The organism is Streptomyces resistomycificus (genome assembly GCF_001514265.1).
Classification (GTDB): Bacteria; Actinomycetota; Actinomycetes; order Streptomycetales; family Streptomycetaceae; genus Streptomyces; species Streptomyces resistomycificus.
This window is the reverse complement of record NZ_KQ948990.1, coordinates 892,580-916,460: the sequence shown is the minus strand read 5'-3', so window position 1 is coordinate 916,460 and position 23,881 is coordinate 892,580. Positions and strand designations below refer to the sequence as shown.

At 71.3% G+C, this 23,881-nt stretch carries 20 protein-coding genes, 1 tRNA gene and 1 pseudogene; 10 read left to right on the top strand and 12 right to left on the bottom strand.

Annotated elements, in window-relative coordinates; all coding sequences use genetic code 11:
- Nucleotides 1–128 precede the first annotated feature (128 nt).
- From AQJ84_RS14140 to AQJ84_RS14105, 8 genes are all read right to left on the bottom strand, one after another.
- Complete coding sequence (locus AQJ84_RS14140; protein WP_030042687.1) at nucleotides 129–1,943, bottom strand: trypsin-like serine protease; 1,815 nt, start codon at nucleotides 1,941–1,943, stop codon at nucleotides 129–131.
- A 149-nt stretch (nucleotides 1,944–2,092) separates the two neighbouring features.
- Nucleotides 2,093–4,159, bottom strand: a complete 2,067-nt coding sequence (gene rho, locus AQJ84_RS14135) for a transcription termination factor Rho (RefSeq protein ID WP_053191714.1) — start codon at nucleotides 4,157–4,159, stop codon at nucleotides 2,093–2,095.
- A 409-nt stretch (nucleotides 4,160–4,568) separates the two neighbouring features.
- The gene (gene thrB, locus AQJ84_RS14130) at nucleotides 4,569–5,498 is read right to left on the bottom strand and encodes a homoserine kinase (RefSeq protein WP_030042688.1); all 930 of its coding nucleotides are present in this window, start codon (nucleotides 5,496–5,498) and stop codon (nucleotides 4,569–4,571) included.
- Between the two features lie 263 nt (nucleotides 5,499–5,761).
- Nucleotides 5,762–6,820 (bottom strand): threonine synthase, encoded by a 1,059-nt coding sequence (gene thrC, locus AQJ84_RS14125; RefSeq protein ID WP_030042689.1) that lies wholly within the window; start codon nucleotides 6,818–6,820, stop codon nucleotides 5,762–5,764.
- 6 nt (nucleotides 6,821–6,826) lie between these two features.
- Nucleotides 6,827–8,119, bottom strand: coding sequence for a homoserine dehydrogenase (locus AQJ84_RS14120; RefSeq protein ID WP_030042690.1), 1,293 nt, complete (start codon nucleotides 8,117–8,119; stop codon nucleotides 6,827–6,829).
- A 148-nt stretch (nucleotides 8,120–8,267) separates the two neighbouring features.
- On the bottom strand, nucleotides 8,268–9,659 hold the full coding sequence (gene lysA, locus AQJ84_RS14115) for a diaminopimelate decarboxylase (RefSeq protein WP_030042691.1): 1,392 nt from the start codon (nucleotides 9,657–9,659) through the stop codon (nucleotides 8,268–8,270).
- 17 nt (nucleotides 9,660–9,676) lie between these two features.
- Nucleotides 9,677–10,726, bottom strand: coding sequence for an ArgS-related anticodon-binding protein NrtL (nrtL, locus tag AQJ84_RS14110; RefSeq protein ID WP_030042692.1), 1,050 nt, complete (start codon nucleotides 10,724–10,726; stop codon nucleotides 9,677–9,679).
- Between the two features lie 312 nt (nucleotides 10,727–11,038).
- Nucleotides 11,039–11,506, bottom strand: a complete 468-nt coding sequence (locus AQJ84_RS14105) for a response regulator (RefSeq protein WP_078631547.1) — start codon at nucleotides 11,504–11,506, stop codon at nucleotides 11,039–11,041.
- 205 nt (nucleotides 11,507–11,711) lie between these two features.
- On the opposite strand from AQJ84_RS14105, the gene AQJ84_RS14100 reads away from it, so the two are divergent.
- Both AQJ84_RS14100 and AQJ84_RS45100 read left to right on the top strand, forming a co-directional pair.
- Nucleotides 11,712–11,783 (top strand) — tRNA-Arg (locus AQJ84_RS14100).
- A 6-nt stretch (nucleotides 11,784–11,789) separates the two neighbouring features.
- Nucleotides 11,790–12,170: pseudogene (locus AQJ84_RS45100) on the top strand (CU044_2847 family protein); the annotation flags it as partial.
- Nucleotides 12,171–12,217: 47 nt separating this feature from the next.
- Here the strand turns inward: AQJ84_RS45100 and AQJ84_RS14095 are convergent.
- Both AQJ84_RS14095 and AQJ84_RS14090 read right to left on the bottom strand, forming a co-directional pair.
- The gene (locus AQJ84_RS14095; protein ID WP_030038151.1) at nucleotides 12,218–12,916 is read right to left on the bottom strand and encodes a DNA alkylation repair protein; all 699 of its coding nucleotides are present in this window, start codon (nucleotides 12,914–12,916) and stop codon (nucleotides 12,218–12,220) included.
- A complete protein-coding gene (locus AQJ84_RS14090; protein ID WP_128092195.1) occupies nucleotides 12,913–13,965 on the bottom strand; it encodes a hypothetical protein in 1,053 nt (350 codons plus the stop codon). The genes AQJ84_RS14095 and AQJ84_RS14090 overlap by 4 nt, the downstream gene beginning before the upstream one ends.
- Nucleotides 13,966–14,246: 281 nt before the next feature.
- Here AQJ84_RS14090 and AQJ84_RS14085 point away from each other — a divergent pair, with 281 nt between their 5' ends.
- Together AQJ84_RS14085 and AQJ84_RS14080 are read left to right on the top strand one after the other, a co-directional pair.
- A complete protein-coding gene (locus AQJ84_RS14085; protein WP_053190885.1) occupies nucleotides 14,247–15,545 on the top strand; it encodes an acyltransferase family protein in 1,299 nt (432 codons plus the stop codon).
- 104 nt (nucleotides 15,546–15,649) lie between these two features.
- Nucleotides 15,650–16,150 (top strand): peptidylprolyl isomerase, encoded by a 501-nt coding sequence (locus AQJ84_RS14080; RefSeq protein ID WP_030038155.1) that lies wholly within the window; start codon nucleotides 15,650–15,652, stop codon nucleotides 16,148–16,150.
- A gap of 59 nt (nucleotides 16,151–16,209) precedes the next feature.
- On the opposite strand, the gene ku is transcribed toward AQJ84_RS14080, so the two are convergent.
- Complete coding sequence (gene ku / locus AQJ84_RS14075; RefSeq protein WP_037802235.1) at nucleotides 16,210–17,298, bottom strand: non-homologous end joining protein Ku; 1,089 nt, start codon at nucleotides 17,296–17,298, stop codon at nucleotides 16,210–16,212.
- A gap of 72 nt (nucleotides 17,299–17,370) precedes the next feature.
- On the opposite strand from ku, the gene ligD reads away from it, so the two are divergent.
- Complete coding sequence (gene ligD / locus AQJ84_RS14070; RefSeq protein WP_030038157.1) at nucleotides 17,371–18,252, top strand: non-homologous end-joining DNA ligase; 882 nt, start codon at nucleotides 17,371–17,373, stop codon at nucleotides 18,250–18,252.
- 94 nt (nucleotides 18,253–18,346) lie between these two features.
- Here ligD and AQJ84_RS14065 read toward each other — a convergent pair whose 3' ends face one another.
- A complete protein-coding gene (locus AQJ84_RS14065; RefSeq protein WP_030038158.1) occupies nucleotides 18,347–19,150 on the bottom strand; it encodes a nuclease-related domain-containing protein in 804 nt (267 codons plus the stop codon).
- Nucleotides 19,151–19,276: 126 nt separating this feature from the next.
- Between AQJ84_RS14065 and AQJ84_RS14060 the strand changes: the two genes are divergently transcribed.
- The 5 genes from AQJ84_RS14060 to AQJ84_RS14040 all read left to right on the top strand — a co-directional run bounded on the left by AQJ84_RS14060 (nucleotide 19,277) and on the right by AQJ84_RS14040 (nucleotide 23,879).
- Nucleotides 19,277–19,783, top strand: coding sequence for a protein-tyrosine phosphatase family protein (locus AQJ84_RS14060; protein ID WP_030038159.1), 507 nt, complete (start codon nucleotides 19,277–19,279; stop codon nucleotides 19,781–19,783).
- A gap of 133 nt (nucleotides 19,784–19,916) precedes the next feature.
- Nucleotides 19,917–20,717 carry a hypothetical protein gene (locus AQJ84_RS14055; RefSeq protein ID WP_107082673.1) on the top strand — a complete coding sequence of 267 codons (801 nt, stop codon included), beginning with the start codon at nucleotides 19,917–19,919 and terminating at the stop codon, nucleotides 20,715–20,717.
- Complete coding sequence (locus AQJ84_RS14050; RefSeq protein WP_053190882.1) at nucleotides 20,714–21,949, top strand: ATP-binding protein; 1,236 nt, start codon at nucleotides 20,714–20,716, stop codon at nucleotides 21,947–21,949. Before AQJ84_RS14055 ends, AQJ84_RS14050 begins: the two co-directional genes overlap by 4 nt.
- Nucleotides 21,950–22,063: 114 nt before the next feature.
- Nucleotides 22,064–22,474, top strand: a complete 411-nt coding sequence (locus AQJ84_RS14045; protein ID WP_030038163.1) for an SH3 domain-containing protein — start codon at nucleotides 22,064–22,066, stop codon at nucleotides 22,472–22,474.
- A 43-nt stretch (nucleotides 22,475–22,517) separates the two neighbouring features.
- Nucleotides 22,518–23,879: an FtsW/RodA/SpoVE family cell cycle protein gene (locus AQJ84_RS14040; RefSeq protein ID WP_030038164.1), complete on the top strand. Its 1,362-nt coding sequence runs from the start codon at nucleotides 22,518–22,520 to the stop codon at nucleotides 23,877–23,879.
- Nucleotides 23,880–23,881 lie beyond the last annotated feature (2 nt).

Here is a 23,881-nt window from a genome sequence, read left to right as displayed (position 1 = left end):
TCGTCGCTCCGCCTGGTCAGACGGCGAAACCCGGGAAAGGGTTGCACAACGCACTGTGGCCACCCTGTGAAGCGGTGGCCACAGCGCGTAACGGGGCTATTCGGGGCGAACCCCGCTCACCAGCGATTTCAGCCGAAGATGTCGTACTGCTTGAAATCGGTCCCGACGGAGATCCTTGTGGCAAAGATCTCGCTCGTGGCCTTTCCGGTGCCCTTGTACAGATAGAGCGTGCCGCCGGGCGTACGGGCCAGGAAGTCGGCCTTGCCGTCGCCGCTCACGTCGCCGACCGCGTCGAAGGCGTTGTACGTGGTGCTGCTCCAGGTGCGCACCTTGACCCGGGTGGAGAAGGCGCCGGAGCCGGACTTGCCGGTGCCCTTGTACAGGTACACGGCGCCGTTCGAGGCGCGGGCGATCAGATCGGTCTTGCCGTCACCGCTGAAGTCACCGTGGCCGCGCAGGGAGTTGTACTGGTTCCACCCGGAGCTCACCTTCACCCGGGCGCCGAAGGTGCCGTCGCCCTTGCCCGGGTAGATCCACAGCGCGCCGGCGGAGTCGACCGACAGCAGGTCGGCCAGGTAGTCGCCGGTGACGTCACCGGGGGCGACGATCCGGGTGCGGGACTTCCAGTCGCCGAAGATCTTCTTGGGGTCGGCCCAGCTCTCGGTGGCCGGGACGTAGCGCCACCAGTAGACGTCGCCGGTGGAGGCGACCCGGTAGACGAAGTCCTGGTAGCCGTCCCGGTTGAGGTCGGTCTGCAGGACGACGTTGACGCCGCTCCAGTTGCCCCAGGACTGGCGGGCGCCGAAGGAGGTGCCCTTGGAGTCCTTCTCGTAGCCGGTCTTGGTGGAGGCGTTGCGCACCCACAGGTCGGCCTTGTGGTCGAGGCTCAGGTTGGTGTCGTCGACCCGCGGGTAGGCGGCGCCGACCATCTTGCTGACCTTGGTGAAGACGCTGTAGGCGCCCTTCTTCACACAGTCGGTGACACCCCAGGAGACGACGCCCACGATCCGGTTGTTCACGACCAGCGGGCCGCCGGAGTCGCCGTTGCAGGCGGAGGTGGTGCCGGTGTCGCTGCCGGTGGCGGGCTTGCCGGCGCAGACCATGGGGCCCTTGACGAAGTCGGCGCCGTAGTAGCCGGCGCAGGTGGCGTCGGACTGGATCGGCAGCGTGGCCGTCTTCAGGGTCTCGGAGATGTTCTCGCTGGTGGAGCTCGTGCGGCCCCAGCCGTAGACCTTGGCACTGGTGCCGGCCGCGTACGAGGCGGTGTCGCCGGACGTCGTCATGCGGATCGGCGTGGCCTTGATCGGGCCGGTCAGGGTGAGGACCGCGATGTCGTTGCTGAGGGTCCGGGAGCTGTAGTCCGGGTGGTACCACTGCCGCAGCACGCCCTTGGCTGTGCCGCCGTGCAGGTCGCCCCCCGAAGGCAGTTGGGAGGTGCCGGTCACGACGGCACTGCCGGCGGTCCAGTCGTAGCCCTTCACGCAGTGCGCGGCGGTGAGGATCTTCGTCGGCGAGATCACGGCGCCGCCGCAGAAGAAGCCGGTGTCGTCGCTCTCGTCGGTCGTGCCCTGGTTGTCGGTGTACCAGAGCTGCGCCATCCACGGGGCGCTGGTGATGGTGGTCGTGGTCCCGCCGATGATCTTCGGGTCGACCGTGCCGGTGCCAGTGCTGGTGCCGGTGGTGGTGTCACCCGCGAACGACGTCCGTGTCGTCGTGCCGCCGGGGACGTCGTCACCGGCCATGGCGGCGGCGATGCGCTGCTTCAGCTCGGCGAGCGAGGGCTCGGCGACGGCGGTCCTGGCCGGTGCTTTCGGCGTGAAGCCCGTGGTGGCGCCCGCGGACGACGTCAGCAGCGCGGCGGCCACGGCCGCGGCCACGGCGGCCGCGCCGACGGGCAGGGCGATCCGTATCCGGCGTCTGTGCCGGCCACCGCCACCGGACATGGGTGTACCCACGTGAGTAGTCCCCCCCTAGGGATCATGAGTTCGCGGTCGAATGAATGACCGAAGAGCGTGATCGTATCCCGCCCGGTGAGAGCAGCAGAAAGGGCCGCCCCTGAAGCAGACAGGAGCGGCCCTTCGGAGGACTGACGTCAGTCGCCGTTGCCCGGCGTCGGCGTCGTCTTCTGGATCTGCATCAGGAACTCGGCGTTCGACTTGGTCTGCCTCATCTTGTCGAGAAGCAGCTCGATCGCCTGCTGCTGGTCGAGCGCGTGCAGCACGCGACGCAGCTTCCAGGTGATGGCGAGCTCGTCGCTGCCGAGCAGGATCTCTTCCTTACGGGTGCCGGACGCGTCCACGTCCACCGCCGGGAAGATGCGCTTGTCGGCGAGCTTGCGGTCGAGCTTGAGCTCCGCGTTGCCGGTGCCCTTGAACTCCTCGAAGATGACCTCGTCCATGCGGGACCCGGTGTCCACCAGCGCGGTGGCGAGGATGGTCAGCGAGCCGCCGTCCTCGATGTTGCGGGCCGCACCGAAGAAGCGCTTCGGCGGGTACAGGGCGGTCGAGTCGACACCACCGGACAGGATGCGGCCGGAGGCCGGGGCGGCGAGGTTGTACGCACGGCCCAGACGCGTGATCGAGTCGAGCAGCACGACGACGTCGTGGCCCAGCTCCACGAGGCGCTTGGCGCGCTCGATGGCGAGCTCGGCGACCGTGGTGTGGTCCTCGGCCGGGCGGTCGAAGGTCGAGGAGATGACCTCGCCCTTCACCGACCGCTGCATGTCGGTGACCTCTTCCGGACGCTCGTCGACCAGGACGACCATCAGGTGGCACTCGGGGTTGTTGTGCGTGATCGCGTTGGCGATCGCCTGCATGATCATGGTCTTGCCGGTCTTCGGCGGGGCCACGATCAGACCGCGCTGGCCCTTACCGATCGGCGCGACGAGGTCGATGATGCGGGTGGTGAGGACGCCCGGGTCCGTCTCCAGGCGGAGGCGGTCCTGCGGGTACAGCGGCGTCAGCTTGTTGAACTCCGGCCGCCCGCGCCCGGATTCGGGCGCCATGCCGTTCTGGGAGTCCAGTCGGACCAGCGCGTTGAACTTCTCGCGGCGCTCGCCGTCCTTGGGCTGACGCACGGCACCGGTGACGTGGTCACCCTTGCGCAGACCGTTCTTGCGGACCTGGGCGAGGGAGACGTACACGTCGTTGGGGCCGGGCAGGTAGCCCGACGTACGGATGAAGGCGTAGTTGTCGAGGATGTCCAGGATGCCCGCGACGGGGATCAGGACGTCGTCGTCGGCGAGCTGCGGCTCGGGGCCGCCCATCTCGTCACGGCCACGACGGCCACGGCGGTCGCGGTAGCGGCCGCGACGGCCACGGCGGCCGCCCTCGAAGTCGTCGTCGTCCTGCGGGCCGTTGTCGCGCTGGCGGTCCTGGCGGTCCTGACGACCACCGCCGCCGCTCTGCTGCTGCTGGCGGTCCTGACGCTGCTGGCCGCCACCCTGGCCGCCCTGCTGGTCGTCGCCCTTGCGGCGGTCACCGCGGTCGCGGTCACGGCCGCGCTCACGACGGTCCCGACGGCGGCCCTCGCCACCGTCGTCGCCGCCCTTGGCCTCGCCCTGCGCCTGCGGCGCGGACGCCTCGGCCTTCGGCTCGCTCTTCGCCTCGGCGACGATCGTCTCGGGGCTGCCTGCCTCGGCGGTGGCGCGGCGACGGCGACGCTCCGCGGGAGCGTCGTCTCCCCCACGCTCGGCGTCTGCCCCACGCTCGGCCGCGCTCGCGCGGGAGGGGCCGCCGGCCGGCTGGCCGGGGATGTCGATCTGCTGCTGGGCCACGGCCTTGTCGGCGGCGGCCTCGGACTTCGCGGCCGCCTTCTTCGCGGCGGCGGGAGCGGCGTCGTCGCCGGTACGGGCCTTGGAGGTGGCCCGGCGCTTCGGCTTGGTCTCGGTGGCGGTCTCGGCCTTCGCGGCCGGAGCGGCGCCCCCACCTGCCTGCGCTTCCTTGATGACCTCGATCAGCTGGCTCTTGCGCATCCGCGCGGTGCCCCTGATACCGAGGCCCGAGGCGACCTGCTGCAGCTCGGCCAGCACCATGCCCTCGAGGCCGGTACCGCGGCGCCGCCGGGAGCCGGCACCGCTGGCAGGCGCGGAGGCGTCCGTGGCGGGCGCGGCAGCGGTCTCCTCGACACGTGCGCCCATCAGATCGGTGGTGTCGCTCACGAAGGGTCCTTCCCTGGAGCGGACGTCGGCCTGTCTGGCTCGGCGACCGTTTGTGCTGTCCGACAGTGGTCCTTGCTGTGTGGACCGTGCCGGGGCGGTGGTCCGCCTGTGGCGGCGGAGGAATGTGGTGACGGCGCTTCCCGGAGCCGTGGCACTGAGTGTCCGTGTCACGCGGCTTGGTCGCACCTGTTCCGGAGCGTGCCCGGCAAGTCGCTCAGTGCCCGCGTACGAGGTACTGCCCGCGTACGTCGTACGAAACACAGTGCGGCTTGGGAGGCTCCCGGAAGAATGTCTGTCCCGGACGGGGACACGAAGCACCTCGCCATGGTGGGGTCGGGTGCAGACTTGAGGTTAACACTACCGGATCCAACAAACATTCCCCCTCTCGAAATCCGGCAACCGCCGGATTTTAGATGTCACTGGCGGGCGCCAGCGGCAGCACGCTGGCCCCCTGGGCGTCGAGTTCCAGCCGGTTCGCGGCCCAGCCCCCGCCCGCCAGATGTGCGACCTTGTCGGCGCTCTCGACGTCGACCAGCGCGAGCACCGTGGGGCCCGCGCCGGAGATGACCGCCGGGACTCCGTCGGCCCGCAGTCGCTCCACCAGCGCCGCGCTCTCCGGCATGGCCGGTGCGCGGTACTCCTGGTGGAGACGGTCCTCGGTGGCGGGCAGCAGCAGCTCGGGGCGCCTGGTCAGGGCCTCGACGAGCAGCGCTGCGCGGCCCGCGTTGGTGGCGGCGTCGACGTGCGGCACGGTGCGCGGGAGCAGACCGCGCGCGGTCTCCGTCAGAAGCGGCTTACCGGGCACGAAAACCACCGGAACGATGGAATCGGCGGGCTCCATCCTGATCGCCCGGGCGGCTCCGGCCTCCATCCAGGAGAGCGTGAAACCGCCGAGCAGACAGGCCGCCACGTTGTCGGGGTGGCCCTCGATCTCGGTCGCCAGCTCCAGCAGGGCCGTGTCGTCGAGCCTGGAGTCGCCGCCTATGGTCACGGCACGCGCGGCGACGATGCCGGCGCAGATGGCGGCCGAGGAGGAGCCGAGGCCCCGGCCGTGCGGGATGCGGTTCGCGCAGACGATCTCGAGGCCGCGCGGCTGTCCGCCCAGCAGGTCGAAGGCGGTGCGCAGGGACCGTACGAGCAGGTGGTTCTCGTCGCGCGGCAGCGTCTCGCTGCCCTCACCCGCGATGTCGACGTGCAGCCCGGAGTCGGCCACCCGGACGACCACGTCGTCGTACAGCCCCAGCGAGAGGCCGAGGGCGTCGAAGCCCGGGCCGAGGTTGGCGCTGGTGGCGGGGACGCGCACCCGGACGGCGGCGGCGCGGAAGGCTGGACCGGCCATCGCTCGATGACTCTCCTTGAACTGCGGGACTGTCGAAAGACATTCGCTACGTACGGGAAGACCCTCGGGGGGGTCCAGAGAACCACTTCCGGGCCGCGGGGACGGCGCGGCACCCGGCCATATGCGGAGGCATATGCGGCGGGCGGGTTCGGTACAGCCTATCGAAGGAAGGTTCTGTGGCGACATAGGGCGCACAGGAGGCGCACGATGCGTGTCGTAAGCCCCCCGTGCACCCCCTGTGGGGAATGCCCCCGGTCCGTCGCCTACGCGAGCCCGAGGCGCTCGGCCGCCGTCGCCGCGTCGACCGGGACGGTGACCGGCTGCGGGGCGCCCGCGACCGCCCAGTCGGGGTCCTTGAGGCCGTTGCCGGTGACGGTGCACACGATCGTCTGGCCCGGGTCGACCTTGCCCTGCTCGGCGGCCTTCAGCAGACCGGCCACGGACGCGGCCGACGCCGGTTCGACGAAGACACCCTCCTGTGCGGCCAACAGCCGGTAGGCGCGCAGGATCTCACGGTCCGTCACCTCGTCGATGAAGCCGCCCGACTCGTCCCGCGCGGCCAGCGCGAAGTTCCAGGACGCGGGGTTGCCGATCCGGATGGCGGTCGCGATGGTCGACGGGTCCTTGACGACCTCGCCGCGCACGATCGGGGCACTGCCGGACGCCTGGAAGCCCCACATCCGGGGGGTCTTCGCGGCGATGCCGTCGGCGGCGTACTCCTTGTAGCCCTTCCAGTACGCCGTGATGTTGCCCGCGTTGCCGACCGGCAGGACGTGGACGTCGGGCGCGTCGCCGAGCATGTCGACGATCTCGAAGGCGGCCGTCTTCTGGCCCTCGATGCGCACCGGGTTGACCGAATTGACCAGCGCCACCGGGTAGTTGTCGCTCAGGGCGCGGGCCAGCGTGAGGCAGTCGTCGAAGTTGCCGTCGACCTGGAGGATCTTGGCGCCGTGCACGAGCGCCTGCCCCATCTTGCCGAGCGCGATCTTGCCCTGCGGGACGAGTACGGCGCAGACCATGCCCGCGCGCACCGCGTACGCGGCGGCGGAGGCGGACGTGTTGCCGGTGGAGGCGCAGATGACCGCCTTCGCGCCCTCCTCCTTGGCCCGCGTGATGGCCATGGTCATGCCGCGGTCCTTGAAGGACCCGGTGGGGTTGGCCCCCTCCACCTTCAGGTGGACCTCGCAGCCGGTGCGCTCGGAGAGCACCTGCGCGGGCACGAGGGGTGTGCCTCCCTCGCGCAGCGTCACGACCGGCGTGGTGTCGGACACCGGAAGCCGGTCCCGGTACTCCTCGATGATTCCGCGCCACTGGTGGGTCATTGCTGGTTACTCTCCTTCAACCCGCATGATGCTGGCGACACCACGCACGGTGTCGAGCTTGCGCAACGCCTCGACGGTCCCGCCCAGGGCGGCGTCGGACGCGCGGTGCGTGACGACGACGAGAGAGGCCTCGCCGTCCTTCCCCTGCTGGCGAACCGTATCGATCGAGACGCCGTGCTCGGCGAAGACGGTGGCCACCTGGGCGAGAACACCCGGTTTGTCCGCCACGTCGAGGCTGATGTGGTAGCGCGTGACGACCGCGCCCATGCCCGACACGGGCAGGGCGGCGTACGCGGACTCGCCGGGGCCGGTGGTGCCGCTGAGCCGGTTGCGGCAGACGGCGACGAGGTCACCCAGCACGGCGGAGGCGGTGGGGGCGCCGCCGGCGCCGGGGCCGTAGAACATCAGCTGACCGGAGGCGTCGGACTCGACGAACACGGCGTTGTACGCGCCGCGCACGGAGGCGAGCGGGTGGGTGAGCGGGATCATCGCGGGGTGCACGCGCGCGGTGACGGACCCGCCGTCCTCGGCCCGCTCGCAGATGGCGAGCAGCTTGATGGTGCAGCCCATCTCCCTCGCGGAGGCGAAGTCGGCGGCGGTGACCTCGGTCATGCCCTCGCGGTAGACGTCGTCCAGGCGCACGCGCGTGTGGAAGGCGATCCCGGCGAGGATGGCGGCCTTGGCGGCGGCGTCGAAGCCCTCGACGTCGGCGGTCGGGTCGGCCTCGGCGTACCCGAGGGCGGTGGCCTCGTCGAGGGCCTCCTGGTAGCCCGCGCCGGTGCTGTCCATCTTGTCGAGGATGAAGTTGGTCGTGCCGTTGACGATGCCGAGCACCCGGTTGACCTTGTCGCCGGCGAGGGACTCGCGCAGCGGGCGGATCAGCGGGATGGCGCCGGCGACGGCGGCCTCGTAGTAGAGGTCCGCGTCGTGGTTCTCGGCGGCGGCGTGCAGGGCGGCGCCGTCCTGGGCGAGCAGCGCCTTGTTGGCCGAGACGACCGAGGCGCCGTGCTCGAAGGCGGTGGTGATGAGGCTGCGGGCGGGCTCGATCCCGCCGATGACCTCGACGACCACGTCGATGTCGCCGCGTTTGACGAGGGCGGTGGCGTCGGTGGTGACCAGCTCCGCGGGGATGCCCTCACGGACCTTGGAGGGCCGCCGTACGGCCACTCCGGCGAGCTCCACGGGGGCGCCGATCCTGGCGGCGAGGTCGTCGGCGTGCGTCGTCATGATGCGCGCCACCTCTGAGCCGACCACTCCACAGCCCAGCAGCGCCACCTTCAGCGGACGCGTACGCATCATCCGACCTCGTTTCCTCATACCGTCACGGTTGGTCCAGTCTCACTCACCGGACGGGAGTTTCTATCCCATGTCCGGATCGTGAGACATCGATTTCATTTGTACGGGGGCGGGAGACAGGAGATCTTCCGCCCCTTCTGTGCGGGGCGACTCACCCGACGTCGAGGCGCAGGAGGTCCTCCTCCGTCTCGCGGCGGACGATCACCCGGGACTCGCCGGCGTTGACCGCGACGACCGGCGGGCGCAGCACATGGTTGTAGTTGCTGGCCATGGACCGGCAGTACGCGCCGGTCGCCGGTACGGCGATCAGGTCACCCGGTGCCAGGTCGGCCGGCAGGAACGCGTCCTTCACCACGATGTCACCGCTCTCGCAGTGCTTGCCGACGACGCGGGCGAGCATGGGCTCGGCGTCGCTCCTGCGGGAGACGAGGGCGACGCTGTACTCGGCGTCGTAGAGCGCCGTACGGATGTTGTCGGACATGCCGCCGTCGACGGAGACGTACGTGCGCAGCCCGTCGAGGGGCTTGATGGTGCCGACCTCGTAGAGCGTGAAGGCGGTCGGGCCGACGATGGCCCGCCCCGGCTCGACGGAGATCCGGGGCGTCCGCAGCTTGGCGGCCTCGCACTCACGGGTGACGATCTCGGTGAGCGCCTTGGCGATCTCGTGGGGCTCGCGGGGGTCGTCGGCGCTGGTGTAGGCGATGCCGAGGCCGCCCCCGAGGTCGATCTCGGGCAGTTCGACGCCGTGCTCGTCACGAATGTCCTTCAGCAGCCCGACCACCCGGTGGGCGGCCACCTCGAAGCCGGACATGTCGAAGATCTGCGATCCGATGTGGGAGTGGATCCCGATCAGCTCGAGGCCGTCGAGCCGCAGAGCACGCCGGACCGCCTCGGCGGCCTGTCCGCCGGCCAGCGGGATGCCGAACTTCTGGTCCTCGTGGGCGGTGGCGATGAACTCGTGCGTGTGGGCCTCGACGCCGACGGTGATGCGGATCTGCACGCGCTGCCGCTTGCCGAGGGACTGCGCGATGTGGGCGACCCGCACGATCTCCTGGAAGGAGTCGAGGACGATACGTCCGACGCCCGCTTCGATGGCCCGGTGGATCTCCTGCACCGACTTGTTGTTGCCGTGGAAGGCGATGCGGTCGGCGGGCATGCCCGCGGAGAGGGCGGTGGCGAGTTCACCGCCGGAGCAGACGTCGAGGTTGAGCCCTTCCTCGTGCAGCCACCGCACGATCGCACGGGAGAGGAAGGCCTTGCCGGCGTAGAAGACGTCGGCGTCGTGTCCGAAGGCGGTGCGCCAGGCGCGGGCGCGGGCCCGGAAGTCCGTCTCGTCGATGACGTAGGCGGGGGTGCCGTGCTCCTCGGCGAGGGTCTGTACGTCGATACCGCCGACGGTGACGACACCGTCCGCGTCGCGGTCGACGGTCTGCGCCCACACCCTCGGGTCGAGGGCGTTGAGGTCGGCGGGCGGGGCCGAGTAGTGGCCCTCGGGCAGAACATCGGCGTGACGGGGCCCGGCGGGGTGTGCGGAACGGCTCATCTTCTCGGGTGGCTCTCTCAGAGGTGTCGGGGTGCGTCGATGCCGAGCAGGGACAGGCCACCGGCCAGCACCGTCCCGGCGGCTTCGGCGAGGGCGAGCCGGGCACGGTGGGCGGCCGAGGGTTTCTCCTCACCGCGCGGCAGGACGGTGGGCAGGAGAGGCAGAACGGCGTCGGCGACGGTGACGAGGTGCCGGGCCAGGAGGTCCGGGCTCCGGTGCGCCGCGGCTCGGGCCAGGACGCGGGGGTGGTCGGCGAGGGGTGTGACGAGGCCGTCGCTCACGTCGCCGGGTTCGGCGTCGAAGTGCAGGTCGGCGGCGTTGCGGCTGAGGGCCCGGGTGCGGGCGTGGGCGTAACGGACGCGGAAGAGGGGGTTGCTCTCGCGCTGGACGAGGTGGTCGTCGCTGAGGCGGGGGCGGTCGTGGGCGGCGGGGTGGAGCAGCGCCCAGCGGGTGGCGTCGCGGCCGAGGCGGGTGGGATCCGGGTCGTCGGGGGGCGCCGGTACGGGTCGTACGTTGACGTCGAGGGGGGCGGGTGCGCCGGGGGTGCCGTACGCGTCGACGTCGGCGCCGAGGACGTCCGTCCAGGCCGGCTCGGGGCGAGCCTCGCAGCTGGTGCGGACGAGGGCCCCCTGGGAGCGCAGCAGCCGGGCGACGACACCCATGACGACGACGGCACGGAGCTCGTGGGGGGCGTGGAGCTGGACGATCTGCCCGGTGGGCCCGTCGGCGTATCCGTACCGCCGCCCGCGCCGCAGGATCTCTCCGACAAGGTCGGCGGAGGACTCGCTCCGCAAGCTGATGTTGAGGAACCCGGGCCCCGTGACGACGACGTCGGTGACGCCGTCAGCGCCCGCGAGACGGGACCGGAGGATCTCGGCGACGCGCAGCGGTGGCTGCCCGGCCGGCCGGGCGAGCTGCAGCGCGATGTTGGTGGCGTAGTCCCCACACCCCCCGGCCCCTGGCACGGTCACCACGGCCCGCCCCGGCACGGTCACGCTCAGCTCCCCCTCGTCGACAGCACGACGCACCGCGCGCAGCACGGTACGGGAGAGCTCGACGGGGGTCACGGGACAAGCGTAGGGGAGGAGGGGGGTGGGCAGGCTAGTTGGTTTGGACGGGGGTCCGGGATGTGGACGGGTCTTCCGCGAGGGGCGGGGCTGGGCGGGTCGGAGGGTGGCCCCTGCGTCGGGCCGGGTCACCGGGGGGGTGGGCGGGCCGGCGGGGGGCGGACTCTGGCGTCGAGGGCGGAAGGGCGAGGGCGCGGGGCGGGGGCCCTGGCGTCCAAGAGGCAGACGCTGCGGAGCAGGTGCGGTGCCGTCCGCTGGTCGCTGGTCGCTGGTCGCTGGTCGCTGGAGGGATATTAGGCGGGAAGGTGTGGGTCAGGCGCCGGTGCTGCCGGCTCGCTCGGCCTCTCCGCCTCCGAGCACACTCCCGAACACCATGCCGTCCGCGCCCTCGGACGCCCCGCTCTGCTCCCGCTCGATCAACTCCCGTACGAGCCGCACGAGTTCGGCGGGTTCGAAGGGCTTGGCGAGGAACGCGTCGACACCAACGTCGAGGCCGGCCTCCACCTCGTGCTGCGTACAGGCGCTGACGATGGCGAGGGGGAGGTGACTGGTCCGCGGGTCGCTCCGCAACTGTGCGGCGGTGCGGAGCCCGTCCAACCGGGGCATCACGACGTCGAGGGTGACCACATCGGGCCGCACCTGATGTACGACATCCAGACACTCGGCACCATCGGCCGCGGTCACGACCTCGAGACCCTCCAGCTCGAGATTGACCCTGATCAGCTGCCGGATGACCTTGTTGTCGTCCACAACAAGCACCCGGCCCGACGCGCCTGGCACAAGTCGAGAGTAGGTCGACACCGGCCACCGCGTCCGGGTTTTCCCCACTTCCACCCCGTGCGGGGCACCCCTCCCCTCGCAAGCGCGATCTGCCCCCTCCCCGAGGGCCGGGCCCGACCTCCCCTGACGCCGGGAAACCTGTTCATGAACACCCCGACAGAACTGGTAGGGTTCTACCCGTCGCCGCGAACACCGCGACCGACACGCCCCCGTAGCTCAGGGGATAGAGCAACGGCCTCCGGAGCCGTGTGCGCAGGTTCGAATCCTGCCGGGGGCACCCTGTATGAGGTGCCTGAAGACCCCGTCGTCAGCGGAAACGCTGAGGGTGGGGTCTTTGCGTATGTGCGGCCACGTGCCAGGCGCCGAAGCCGCGGCGCGCACAGGTCCCCAGCAGACGGCTCGGGACGGCGGTCGCTCCGGCAGATGTCGGTCCGAGCAGTCCCCGACCGGACGCCGGAGAAGCCATGATCACGCGGCGGAAAGTCCGTGCCTCACCACCGTCCCGCCGATGTGCAGAACGCATTGCGCCGAACGTGCTCAGCGCTCCTTCGAGGACGCCATATACCGCGTGCAGCCCGCCATGCACGCGGTCGTCTCCCACATCCAGTCGGCGGCGCAGTCCCCCGACGAGGTCCAGGTCGAGTTCGGCCTCAACCTGCATGCCGAGGCGGACGCGTTCACGCGTCTCCGGTGTCGGACGGCGCACAGGCTCTACCGCCTCTTCACGTACCGCGCCCGCTGGTCCGGTGGCAGGTGTTCCGTGGCGTATCGCACGGTGAGCCTCGGGAGGTCGGGGAGGTGCTGGTCGAGGAAGGTCAGCATCATCTGCCGGTCTCGGCGGCCGATCTCTCTCAGCATCCAGCCCACCGCCTTGTGGATCAGCGGTTCCGGATCCCGGCGGAGCGTGAGAGCGAGGTGGAGGGTCGGCTCGAAGCGGCCTGCCCTGATCAGTGCCAGCGTGGCCAGGACGGCGATCCTCCGGTCCCACAGCCGCGGTGACGCGGCCAGCTCGTCCAGGACGGCCAGCGGTGCGCCGTCCAGGAGCCACGGGCCCAGGACGAGATGCGCGGAGCAGTCCACCAGATCCCAGTTGTCCACGCAATCCGTGCGGGCCAGATAGAAGTCGACGAGTGCCTTCAGGTCGGCGCCCCGCGCACGCCGCGCCTGTTCGGCGAGGACCAGCAGGCCGACGAACCGTTCCTCGTGCACCCGGCTGTGCAGCAGGACGTCCACGTCCGCCGGCGGCAGCTTCGGGTAGCGCCGGGCCAGGTCACGCATCACCGGGACGCGTACGCCGAGCAGTTCGTCGCCGTCCGCGGGTCTGAGTACCCGCATGTGCTGCGCCCGGATGCCGGGCTCCGCTTGGCTCCGCAGCGCTGACCGCAGTTCGTTCAGGGTGCCCGTCGTCATGCTGACGGACGGTACGGGGTCTGCTGATCGTCCTCCTCCTCCTCGAAGCCTCGCGAAGGTCCGCGGACGTTGCCCAGCACCTTCTGGCCCTGTTCGTCGACGAGACGGGTTACCGTCTCCTGCGCGATGCCGAACACCAGGGCCCAGGCGAGTACTTGCGCTCCGCTGTCGAGATCCGAGAGTCCCGGCACGAATCCGCCCTGGATTATCAGGAGGCCGAACACCGCGGCCAGGGCGCCGATCGGCAGGCGCAGCAGCATAAGGCAGATGGGCACCATGTACGGCGTTGCCGTGCCCTGGATGTGGCGCAGGGAGACGGCTCCCGCCAAGGCCGCTCCGCACAGTCCGAAGAACTCCACGATGAGGACGTCACCGCCGGACGCCGCCCCGCCGATCGGGCAGAAGTCCGCGTTCTGCGGTGATTTGAAGCAGAGTTTCTGGGCTATCGCCGACGGTTCGACGTATCCCCACAGGACGAGGAGTCCGGCGATCACGCTGGTGAGGAGTACGGACGTCAGCAGGATGTTGCGGAAGCTTCGCGCCCTCGCTCGTTCCAGGTCCTGAGCGTCGTTGGCGGCGCGCAGGGCCCGTACTACGAGGTCCTTGAACTGGGGGCAGACCTGCCGCCCGTTCGTCTGGACCTGCGCCGCCAGCTCACTCCGCAGCGGGTCCTCGGTGCCCAGGTGCTGCTTGGCGCGCGCGAGGACTTCGGTTCCCCACCAGGCGAGGTCTGCCTCACCGGCGAGCTTCAGGACGCTCAGTTCGGCCCGGTGGATATTCGCCCAGGCCCGGTCCATCGAGGAACCGGACAGCAGGGACAACGGCGTATCCCTGCCGTTCAGGGCCTGCCGAGCGGCGCCGAGTTGCACGATGGCCTTCTTCACCAACCGCTCCCTCTCGCACGACAGTTCGCCGCTGGCCTCGATCGCGTCCAGTTCCCCCTGGAGTTCGGCGACGTAGGCGGAGGCCCGTTGATGCCACGAGGATTTTCTCGTCCCCGCCACGTCCCCGTACTCGTCCGGGATGCTGTGCACAGGGGTTGCCGCCATCGCTCGGCCCTCCGCCCGACTGTCCATTCCGTGGAGGTGGGGATTCGGGATGCGGGATGCGCAATTCCGCGCGGTACCGGTGGCATCCGGCTGATCACCCGGTCGCGGTCCCGCCCCTACTCCTCAGTGTCCGCCTCGACAGCCTCTTCGCAAGCCAAGGCCCGAGGCGTTCGCGGTGTGGTGTCGTACCGGGCACGGAATGGTTGCGGCACGGGCTCACCGGCGCGGTGGCTCGGCCGTTGGGGCAGCATCGCGGACATGAGCGGACTTCGGTGCGGCCTGTGAACAGGGACCGGTACGTCGACTTCCTGCGTGCGTGGGCGATCGGTGCGGTGGTGTTCGGACACTGGCTGATCACCGGGCTGGTGCGGGGTGACGGTGGGGAGATCCGGGCGCCGGAGCTGTTGGCCGAGATGCCGTGGACCCAGTGGCTGACCCTTCTGTTCCAGGTCATGCCGTTGTTCTTCTTCGCCGGCGGGCATGCCGCGGGCGGCTCCTGGGAGCGGCACCGGGATGCGGGCGGCAGGGCCGCGGGGTGGGTGGGCCTGCGGGCGCTGCGGCTGCTGCTGCCGACCGGGGTGTACTGCGGGGTGGTGCTGGTCGCCGTGGGGGTTTCGGCGGCCGTCGGTGTGGATCCGTACACCCTCGCGCTCGTGGGGTGGGCGCTGGCCATGCAGTTCTGGTTCCTGCCGGTGTATCTCGTCCTCAGTGCGCTCACGCCGGTGCTGCACGCGGCGCATCGGCGGTGGGGCGTGTTCGTCCCCGTGGCGTTGGGCGCGGCCGCCCTCGTGACCGGTGCCCTCGGCGTCGGGCTGCTCAACCACGTGCTCGTGTGGGGTGTCGCCTACCAGTTGGGGTTCTGCCGGCGGGACGGGCTGCTGGGCGGGCGGCCGCTCGGGGCCGCCGCGATGGCGGCGGGCGGCGGGCTCGCCTTCGCGCTGCTGGTCGGCCCCGGGCCGTACCCGGTCAGTCTGATCCTGGTGACGGGGCAGGACCCCAGCAACACCAATCCCCCGTCGGCGGCGATGCTCGCCTGGGTGGTGGCCCAGGTGGGGGTCTGTCTGCTGCTCGCGCCGCCGCTGCGGCGGGTGTTGGCGCGGGAGCGGCTGTGGCGGCGGGTCCGGGTGGTGAGCGGGGTCAGCATGACGCTGTACCTGTGGCACATGGTGCCCGTGCTGGTCGTGGCCGCCGTCCTCTATCTGCCAGGCCTCGCGCCCGAGCCCGGGTTCGGGTCGCCGGCCTGGTGGGCGTGGCGGGTGCCGTGGCTGCTGGTGCTCGGGGGCGTGCTGGCCGGGCTCGTGGTCGGGTTGCGGCCCCTGGAGCGGGGGGTGGGCGCGGTGTACGCGCGGGTGGGTCCGCGGGCCCGGCCGGGGTGGTCCTGGGCGCTGTGGCTCGGGCTGGTCGCGTGCGTCGCCGCGCTGAGCCGGTTCGCCGTGCGGGGGTTCGCGCCCGACGGACGGCTGCCGGTGGCGCCCACGGTGGGGGTCGGTCTGGGCATCGCGCTGGTGGTGCTGTCCGGGTGGCGGACGGACGTACGGCGGGAGAGGTCCGCCAAAAGCGCCCTGGACGAGGTCGCCTGACGTGGTGTCGACCGGCGCCAGGCGTACGGCCCCGGCAACGGCCCTGGTCAACGGCCGTGTGGCAGGATGCTGCGGCCAAGCCCCACCAGAAAGGGACGATTCACATGTCCAGGGTCGAGCTGACCACGAACTTCGGCCGTATCGTTCTCGAGCTGCACGACGCCGAGGCGCCCAAGACGGTCGAGAACTTCCTCACGTACGTCCGCAACGGGCACTACGACGGCACGGTCTTCCACCGGGTGATCGACGGTTTCATGGCGCAGGGCGGCGGTTTCACCGCGGACATGGTGCAGAAGCCCACCATGGCCCCCGTCCAGAACGAGGCCGACAACGGGCTGAAGAACACCGCCTACACCGTGGCGATGGCGCGGACGAACGACCCGCACTCCGCGACCGCCCAGTTCTTCATCAACGTCTCGGACAACGAGTTCCTCAACCACACGTCGAAGGACATGCGCGGTTGGGGTTACACCGTCTTCGGCCGGGTCACCGAGGGCCAGGACGTCGTCGACAAGATCAAGGCGGTCCGCACCGGCAGCAGCCGCGGTTTCCAGGACGTTCCCACCCAGCCCGTCATCATCGAGGGCGCCAAGGTCCTCGACTGACCGGCCGACAGGGCTGACGGGACCTGCGGCTGCGACGGGCAGTCCACGCGGTGCGCAGGTCACGCGGTCCGTTTGCGGGCCGCCGTCTTCTTCGCCGGCGTCTTCTTGGCGGTGGTCTTCTTCGCCGCCGTGCTCCTGGCAGACGCGGTACCGGTACCGCCGGCCGACGCCGTCTTCCTGGCCCCCTGGGCCGACTTCGCCGTCGTCTTCTTCGCGGCCGTCGTCTTCTTCGCGGCCGTGGACTTCTTCGCCGTGGACGTCGACTTCTTGCCGCCCGCCTGCTTGGGCGTGGCCCGCGCCGACTTCCTGGCCGGCAGCGGTCTGACCTCCGCGTGTTCCCGGGCCTCCTCCTCGCCAGGGGCCTCCTCCTCGCCCCGGGACTCCTTCGCCGCCCGCACGCTCTTCTCCAGCGCCGCCATCAGGTCGAGGACCTTGCCGCCGCGCGCCGGCTCCGGTGTCTGAGGCGGCGCCTCCCCGGCCGCCTTCGCGGCGACGACCTCCTCCAGGGCCTCGCGGTACTCGTCGTGCAGGTCGTCGAGGTCGATCTCGCCGAGGGTGTCCATCAGGGCGTCGGCGAGGTCGAGTTCCTTGTCGTTGATCGTGACCTTGGTGTCGGGGGCGAGGCCCTGGGGGGCGCGGACCTCGTCGGGCCAGAGCAGCCCGTGCATGGCGATGGCGTCCTCGACGACCCGGAGCATGCCCAGCCGTTCGCGGCCCCGGAGCGCGTACTTGGCGATGGCGACCTTGTTGCTGCGTTTGAGCGCCTCGCGCAGCAGGGTGTACGGCTTGGCGGCCGGGGCGCCGCCCGCGGCGAGGTAGTACGCGGCGTCCATCTGGAGCGGGTCGATCCGGTCGGCCGGGACGAAGGCCACGATCTCGATCGTCTTGGCCGTGGGGAGCGGCAGATGGGCCAGGTCCTCGTCCGTGATCGGGATGATCGTGCCGTCCGCGTCCTCGTACCCCTTGCCGATCTCCGACGTGCTCACCTCGCGGTCCTCCAGCTCGCAGACCTTGCGGTAGCGGATGCGGCCCATGTCCTCCGTGTGGATCTGACGGAAGGAGATCGAGTGGCTCTCGGTCGCGTTCACGAGCTTGATCGGGATGCTGACCAGGCCGAACGAGATGGCGCCGTTCCATATGGATCGCACGTGCAGCACCCTTTCGATCGGTTTGCAGAGCTTTGTCACTATGTGTGTCGATATCTCTGGGATTCTTATCGTATGACGCCGATCACAGAGGTGGAGGGGCGAAGGCTCGCGCTGAGCAACCTGGAGAAGGTGCTGTATCCGGCGAACGGGTTCACCAAGGGCGAGCTGCTGCACTACTACGCGACCACCGCCGAGGTGCTGCTGCCCCACCTGCGGGATCGGCCGGTGTCCTTCCTGCGCTACCCGGACGGCCCCGACGGACAGGTCTTCTTCGCCAAGAACGTGCCGCCGGGTACCCCCGACTGGGTCACCACCGCCGAGGTGCCCAGGTCGGAGGGGCCGGCCCGGATGGTGCTGGTGCAGGACCTGGCGAGCCTGATGTGGGCGGCGAACCTCGTCACCGAGTTCCACACCCACCAGTGGCTTCTCGACGCGCCCGGCGAGGCCGACCGGCTGGTCTTCGACCTGGACCCCGGGGAGCCGGCGACCATCGTGGAGTGCTGCGAGGTCGCCCTGTGGCTCCGCGAGCGGCTCAGGTCGGACGGGATCGAGGCGTACGCGAAGACGGCCGGCTCCAAGGGGCTGCATCTGCTGGCGGCCCTGCGGCCGGTCTCCTCCGACACCGCCACCGAGTACGCCAAGCAGCTCGCCGTCGAGGCGGAGAAGGCGATGCCGCGGCTGGTCGTGCACCGTATGACGCGGAGCCTCAGGCCCGGGAAGGTGTTCGTCGACTGGAGCCAGAACGCCGCGCGCAAGACGACGGCCACGCCCTACACGCTGCGGGCCCGAGCGCTGCCGCTGGTGTCGGCCCCGGTGACCTGGGAGGAGGTCGAGGCGTGCGAGGAGCCCGGGCGACTGTCCTTCCAGGCCCCGGACCTCGCGCCCCGCGTGCAGGACCACGGCGACCTGCTGGCCCCGCTGCTCGATCCGGACACGGCCGCACCGCTGCCCTGAACGGCCGGGCCGCGGACCACGGCAGGACGGTCGGGGGCACCCGGCACGCAGTCGCCCGAAGCACGGTCACCATCGGGAGCAGGCCGTGGGCCCTTCACACGCGTACCCACGTCTGCCGGTCCCGGGCCATCGCGTGCAGCGCCTCCACGTCGGCCGGCTTGAGGACTCCGCCGGTGTGGGCCAGGTCCTCGATCTCGGTGTCCGTCACGATCCGGACCTCGCGCGGCGGGGCGGCGACCCGGACGTCGGTGGGGCCGACCAGCGCCAGCACGGGGTGGACCTCGGCGGTCAGGGCGTAGGAGGCGCGGCCGGCGTCGGCCCGGACGCGGCGCAGCAGCGGGCGCGGTTCCCGGCGGCCCAGCGTGACCATGGGGTCGGTGACCGTGACCCGCTGTCTGCGGGCGTACAGCGTGTGGACCGCGTAGAGGCCGCCGGGGCCGATCACCAGGTGGTGGACGCGGTCGCCGCCGGGCAGCGGGATCGAGTGCAGGGCGTGCCAGCCGGCGCCCTCGACGCGCTCCAGGGTCTCCCCCACCGTCTGTTCGGCCGCGAGGGCCCGGCGGCGGGGGTCGGGGCGGAGTCGGTGGGCGGGCCCCGGGTCCCGGTCCAGGGCGATCCGAAGGGCCTCGCCGGGGCGGTTGGGCGCAAGGTCGTCGTCGGGGTGGAGGGACAGCCGGGCCAGCTCGGCGGGGGTCGGCACGGGGGGCGGCCCGACCGTCACCGGCCCGGTCAGGAAGGGCTGGAGGACGGCGAGCACATCCTGTCGGCGGTCCTCGCTCAGCAGGTTGACCCGGGATGCCTCACGGTCGTACCAGGCGATGCTTCTGCCGTCCGTGAGGCAGACGTACAGCCGTTCCTGACCGTGGCGCCAGGTCGGTACGACACGCAGTCCGCTCATGCACCATCACCCCACGACCATGGGAACAGGCGGGGCGCTCCGGGGGCAAGGAGCCCGACACCTTTGAAGGGGAGTTGACCTGGGTAAGCCCTGTTCGTGAGTTGGCCGGGGCTTGGGGAGGCGCCGTTGCGGACACGCAGGAAACAGACCGACGTACCCGCTCCGGACCAACCGTGGAACGAGGTCGTGGCCGGGCTGTGGATGGGCGGGCACGAGTTCCGGGCTCACACCGGGCAGGTCGAGTTCGCCGTCGTACGGGACGAGTTCGACGTCGTCCAGACCCTGTTGCGGCTGCCGGGGCACGGCCCGGACGCGGGGGTCGAGCACCATGTGTGGCCGATTCCCGACGGGCCGCTGGACGGCACCCAACTCGCGGGCGTGATACGCCTGGCGCGGGCCGCGTGCGACGCGCTGGACGAGGGCCGCAAGGTCCTGGTCCGCTGCTACCACGGCTACAACCGGTCGGGGCTGGTCGTCGCGCACGCCCTGGTCCGCCGGGGGCACTCGGCGGACGAGGCGATCCGGCTGATCCGGTCCCGCCGCTCGCCGTGGGCCCTGCACAACGAGCTCTTCGTCGAGTACCTGCAGGCGGGGCTGCCGACGGCGCGGCTCCTCGAGGAGCTGGCCGAGTAATCGTTTCTTCACGGCCGGCTCCTCATCTGCCCGACCGCCCCCTTCGACCGGGTGCGCAAAAGGGTCTCCCCGCGGAATCGGAATAAGGTGTAAAGCGCCACCGACCCTGCCCCGCCCGAGCCGAGGGAGCACCGTGTCCCGCCCGACCGTCCGCACCCTCGCCACCGTCGCCGTGCTCTCGGCGGCCCTGGCGGGCTGCGGTGACACGGGCGAACTGCGGGGCGCGGGAGCGACGGCGACCGCGATCAGCCCGGACCGGCTGTGGCCGGATCTCACCCCTGCCTCCAGTCCCGCCTGGGACTACGACGACGGCGAGGCCGAGCTGATGCGCGGTCTCGCGGCGCCCGGCGACGACATCCACAAGGTGGACCCGGTGGCCGTGGTGCGCGCGGAGATCGCCCAGCACCCGGACGAGTACACGGGCGGCAAGGCCCTCTACGCCGAGACGGTCCGCCGTATGGCCGACTGCGACCAGGGCGTGGCGAAGGGCCGGTGCCCCGTCCTGGAGCCGTACTACCGCGACCTCACCGGCGACGGCCGCGACGACCTGACCCTGGGCTTCGAGCTGCGGCCCGGCAACCAGACGGCGGTACGCGTCTACACCTTCCAGGCCGGGCGGCTGGTGCGGGTCATGGCCAACGACGACGCGGTTGCCGGGGTCGAGCTGGCGGGGAAGTCCGTGATCATCCGCTCGCCGTCCGACATCGCGGGCTACGAGTACCGCTTCCAGTGGACCTGGGACCCGGACCAGCACCTGATGCTGCTGACGCACGACGAGTTGCTGCGCACGGGGGGCGGCGGGACGTCGTCGGCACGCTCCTCTGCGTCCCCGGCCGGTTCCCTCACCGCCTCTCCGTCCGCGTCCCCGGCCCCGTCCGCTTCCCCGTCCGCGTCCGCGTCCGCTTCCGCTTCCGGCTCCGCGAGCGGCCGATGAGGCTCGCGCTCCCCCGCTGGGCCGGGACGCTCGCCGTGAAGGCCGCTGTCTTCATCACCGTGATGTGCTGCGCGCTGGCCGCCCTGCTCGGCGTCCTCGTGCACGTCTCGGTGACCAACCAGACCGTGGGGCAGGCCCGCGACCTCGCGCTGGACCGGCTGACGGAGGCGACGGCGGCGTTCGAGGCCGGGGACGCGCTGGAGCGTGGCGTCGCTCTCGACCCTCCGGAGCTGCCCGAGCCGCTGCGGGAGCTGGCGGCAGCCGGGGAGCGCGGCACGATGGTCGGCGAGCACGGTGGACGCCCCACGATGTGGGCGGCCGGGCCGGTCGACGGCGGGCGGGCGCTGGCCGTCGAGGTCGACTACTCGCAGGGCGAGCGGACCATCGACGGCCTCGACCGGGCGATCGTGTGGTCGTCGGCGCTGGCCATCGGGGCGACACTGCTGGTGGGCGCGTTCGCGGTGACCCGGGTGACCAGGCGGCTGCACACCACCGCGCAGGTGGCCCGGCGGATCACGGCGGGCGACCTGGACGCCCGCGTGGACGACCCCCGCACGCGGGATCGGACACGTCCGCAGGACGAGGTGGCCGCGGTCGCCGCCGCGCTGGACTCCATGGCCGCCTCGCTGCAGGGCAAACTGCTCGCCGAGCAGCGGTTCACCGCCGACGTGGCCCATGAGCTGCGCACCCCCCTGACCGGGCTGCACGCGGCGGCGGAGCTGCTGCCGGCGGGCCGGCCGACCGAGCTGGTCCGGGACCGGGTGGCGGCGCTGCGCACGCTCACCGAGGACCTGTTGGAGATCTCCCGCCTGGACGCCGGGCGGGAGCGGCTGGAGCTGGACCGGGAGCCGCTCGGGGCGCTGGCCGAGCGGGTGGTGCGGGCCTCGGGGACGGACACCGAGGTGGTCGCCGTACGGGATGTGGCGGTGGAGACCGACCGGCGGCGGCTGGAGCGGGTGCTGGGCAACCTGGTGGCGAACGCCCACCGGCACGGCCGCGGACCGGTGGTGCTGACCGTGGACGGGCCGGTGGTGACCGTGCGGGATCACGGGGACGGCTATCCGGACTACATCGTCGAGCACGGTCCGCAGCGGTTCCGTACCGAGGGGGGCGCCAAGGGGCACGGGCTGGGGCTGACGATCGCGTTGGGGCAGGCGGAGGTCCTGGGAGCGCGGCTCGCCTTCGGCAACGCGGCGGACGGCGGGGCCGTCGCCGTACTGACGCTGGGTTAGCCGTCTGCCGCGTCCGCTTCGGGGCGCCCCTATGGACCAGCGTGGCGGGCGGGGGCCGACCACCGATCCTAATGTGGCGAATAGTCAGCTTCACCCCATTCGTGGAGGTACCCCATGTCCCTGCGTTCCCGCTGCGCCATAGCACTCGCCGTCGGCACCCTCCTCACCACCGCCGTCACCGCCGCTCCCGCCTTCGCGAGCGACGACTGGGGACAGACCCCGGGCAACGACGGGTGGGAGCAGGGCCAGAGCGGCGCCGACTGGGGCCAGAACCAGGGCGGCGACAACCGGCGCTTCTACCGGGGGGTCGTCACCGCCGACTCGCTGGCCCTGCGCAGCGCCCCGACGCGTGGCGCGCAGGTCATCCGGTACGCCGACCGGGGGGAGATCCTCAACATCTTCTGCAAGGTGGGCGGCCCCTCGGTGCACGGGAACCCCCTCTGGTACCAGATCGCGGACGGCACCTGGGCCTGGGGACCGGCCCGCTTCATCGACAACATCGGGCCCGCGCCCCGCTGGTGCTGATGACGAAGGCTCACAAGGCGTCTCATTTGGGTAGGTTCCGGACATGACCAAGGTCGGAACCACCGTCGTACGGGTGGACGCCCCCGCTCCCGCCGTACGCCTCCCCCGGCGCCGTGGCATCGAACTGTCCCTCATCGTCCTCGCCGTCCTGCTGTCCGTGTACGGCTACTGCGACGTCGGCCTCGCCAAGAACGGCAGCATCCCGCCCGGCGCCGCAGGTTACGGCGCCGGGCTCGGCGTGCTCGCACTGCTCGCGCACATCGCGGTCCGCCTGCGCGCCCCGGACGCCGACCCCCTGCTGCTGCCGATCGGCGTACTGCTCAACGGTCTGGGCCTCGTCCTGATCTACCGGCTGGACCTGGAGACCCCCGGCGACCGGGCCGCGCCCACCCAGCTGGTGTGGTCCACGCTCGGGGTGGCCCTGTTCATCGTGGTCGTCCTGCTGCTGCGGGACCACCGCGTCCTGACGCGGTACGCCTACGTCTGTGTCGCCGCCGCGATGGTCCTGCTCATCCTGCCGATCTTCTTCCCGGCGGTGAACGGCGCCCGGATCTGGATCCGGATCGCCGGGTTCTCCATCCAGCCGGGCGAGTTCGCGAAGGTGCTGCTCGCGGTGTTCTTCGCCGCCTACCTGGCGGCCAACCGCAACGCGCTCGCCTACGCCGGCCGCCGGATCTGGCGGCTCCAGCTCCCCACCGGCCGCGTCCTGGGCCCGATCGTCGCCGTCTGGCTGCTGAGCGTGGGGGTGCTGATCCTGGAGCGGGACCTGGGGACCTCGCTGCTGTTCTTCGGCCTGTTCGTCGTCCTGCTGTACGTCGCCACCGGCCGCACCGGCTGGATCGCCGTCGGCCTGCTACTGGCCGCGCTGGGCGCGGTCGCCGTGGGCTGGCTGGAGCCGCACGTGCACAGCCGGGTCGAGGACTGGCTGCATCCGTTCGCGTCGATCGAGGCGGGCCAGGGCCCCAACCAGCTGGCCCAGTCGCTGTTCGCCTTCGCCGCCGGCGGAGTCCTCGGCACCGGCCTGGGGCTCGGCCACTCCGTCCTCATCGGCTTCGCCGTCAAGTCGGACTTCATCCTGGCCACGGCGGGCGAGGAGCTGGGCCTGGCCGGCCTGGCCGCGATCTTCCTCCTGTACGCGCTGCTCGTGGAGCGCGGCTACCGGGCGGGCTTCGCCCTGCGCGACCCCTTCGGGCGGCTGCTCGCGGTGGGGCTCGCCTCGATCGTGGCGCTCCAGGTGTTCGTGATCGCGGGCGGGGTGACCGGCCTGATCCCGCTGACCGGCATGGCGATGCCGTTCCTCGCGCAGGGCGGCTCCTCGGTCGTCACCAACTGGGCGATCGTGGCGCTGCTGATCCGGGTGAGCGACTCGGCCCGCAGCCAGTACGACGGCCGCCAGGCGCCGTGAGA

Excerpts from the sequence above, each read along its gene's own strand:
- AQJ84_RS14090 (WP_128092195.1), bottom strand. The coding sequence starts at position 13,965 with ATGGCGGCAACCCCTGTGCACAGCATCCCGGACGAGTACGGGGACGTG.
- AQJ84_RS14040 (WP_030038164.1), top strand. The coding sequence starts at position 22,518 with ATGACCAAGGTCGGAACCACCGTCGTACGGGTGGACGCCCCCGCTCCC.
- AQJ84_RS14120 (WP_030042690.1), bottom strand. The coding sequence starts at position 8,119 with ATGATGCGTACGCGTCCGCTGAAGGTGGCGCTGCTGGGCTGTGGAGTG.
- AQJ84_RS14095 (WP_030038151.1), bottom strand. The coding sequence starts at position 12,916 with ATGACGACGGGCACCCTGAACGAACTGCGGTCAGCGCTGCGGAGCCAA.
- ligD (WP_030038157.1), top strand. The coding sequence starts at position 17,371 with ATGACGCCGATCACAGAGGTGGAGGGGCGAAGGCTCGCGCTGAGCAAC.
- AQJ84_RS14080 (WP_030038155.1), top strand. The coding sequence starts at position 15,650 with ATGTCCAGGGTCGAGCTGACCACGAACTTCGGCCGTATCGTTCTCGAG.
- lysA (WP_030042691.1), bottom strand. The coding sequence starts at position 9,659 with ATGAGCCGTTCCGCACACCCCGCCGGGCCCCGTCACGCCGATGTTCTG.
- thrC (WP_030042689.1), bottom strand. The coding sequence starts at position 6,820 with ATGACCCACCAGTGGCGCGGAATCATCGAGGAGTACCGGGACCGGCTT.
- thrB (WP_030042688.1), bottom strand. The coding sequence starts at position 5,498 with ATGGCCGGTCCAGCCTTCCGCGCCGCCGCCGTCCGGGTGCGCGTCCCC.
- AQJ84_RS14045 (WP_030038163.1), top strand. The coding sequence starts at position 22,064 with ATGTCCCTGCGTTCCCGCTGCGCCATAGCACTCGCCGTCGGCACCCTC.
- AQJ84_RS14065 (WP_030038158.1), bottom strand. The coding sequence starts at position 19,150 with ATGAGCGGACTGCGTGTCGTACCGACCTGGCGCCACGGTCAGGAACGG.
- AQJ84_RS14050 (WP_053190882.1), top strand. The coding sequence starts at position 20,714 with ATGAGGCTCGCGCTCCCCCGCTGGGCCGGGACGCTCGCCGTGAAGGCC.
- AQJ84_RS14140 (WP_030042687.1), bottom strand. The coding sequence starts at position 1,943 with ATGTCCGGTGGCGGTGGCCGGCACAGACGCCGGATACGGATCGCCCTG.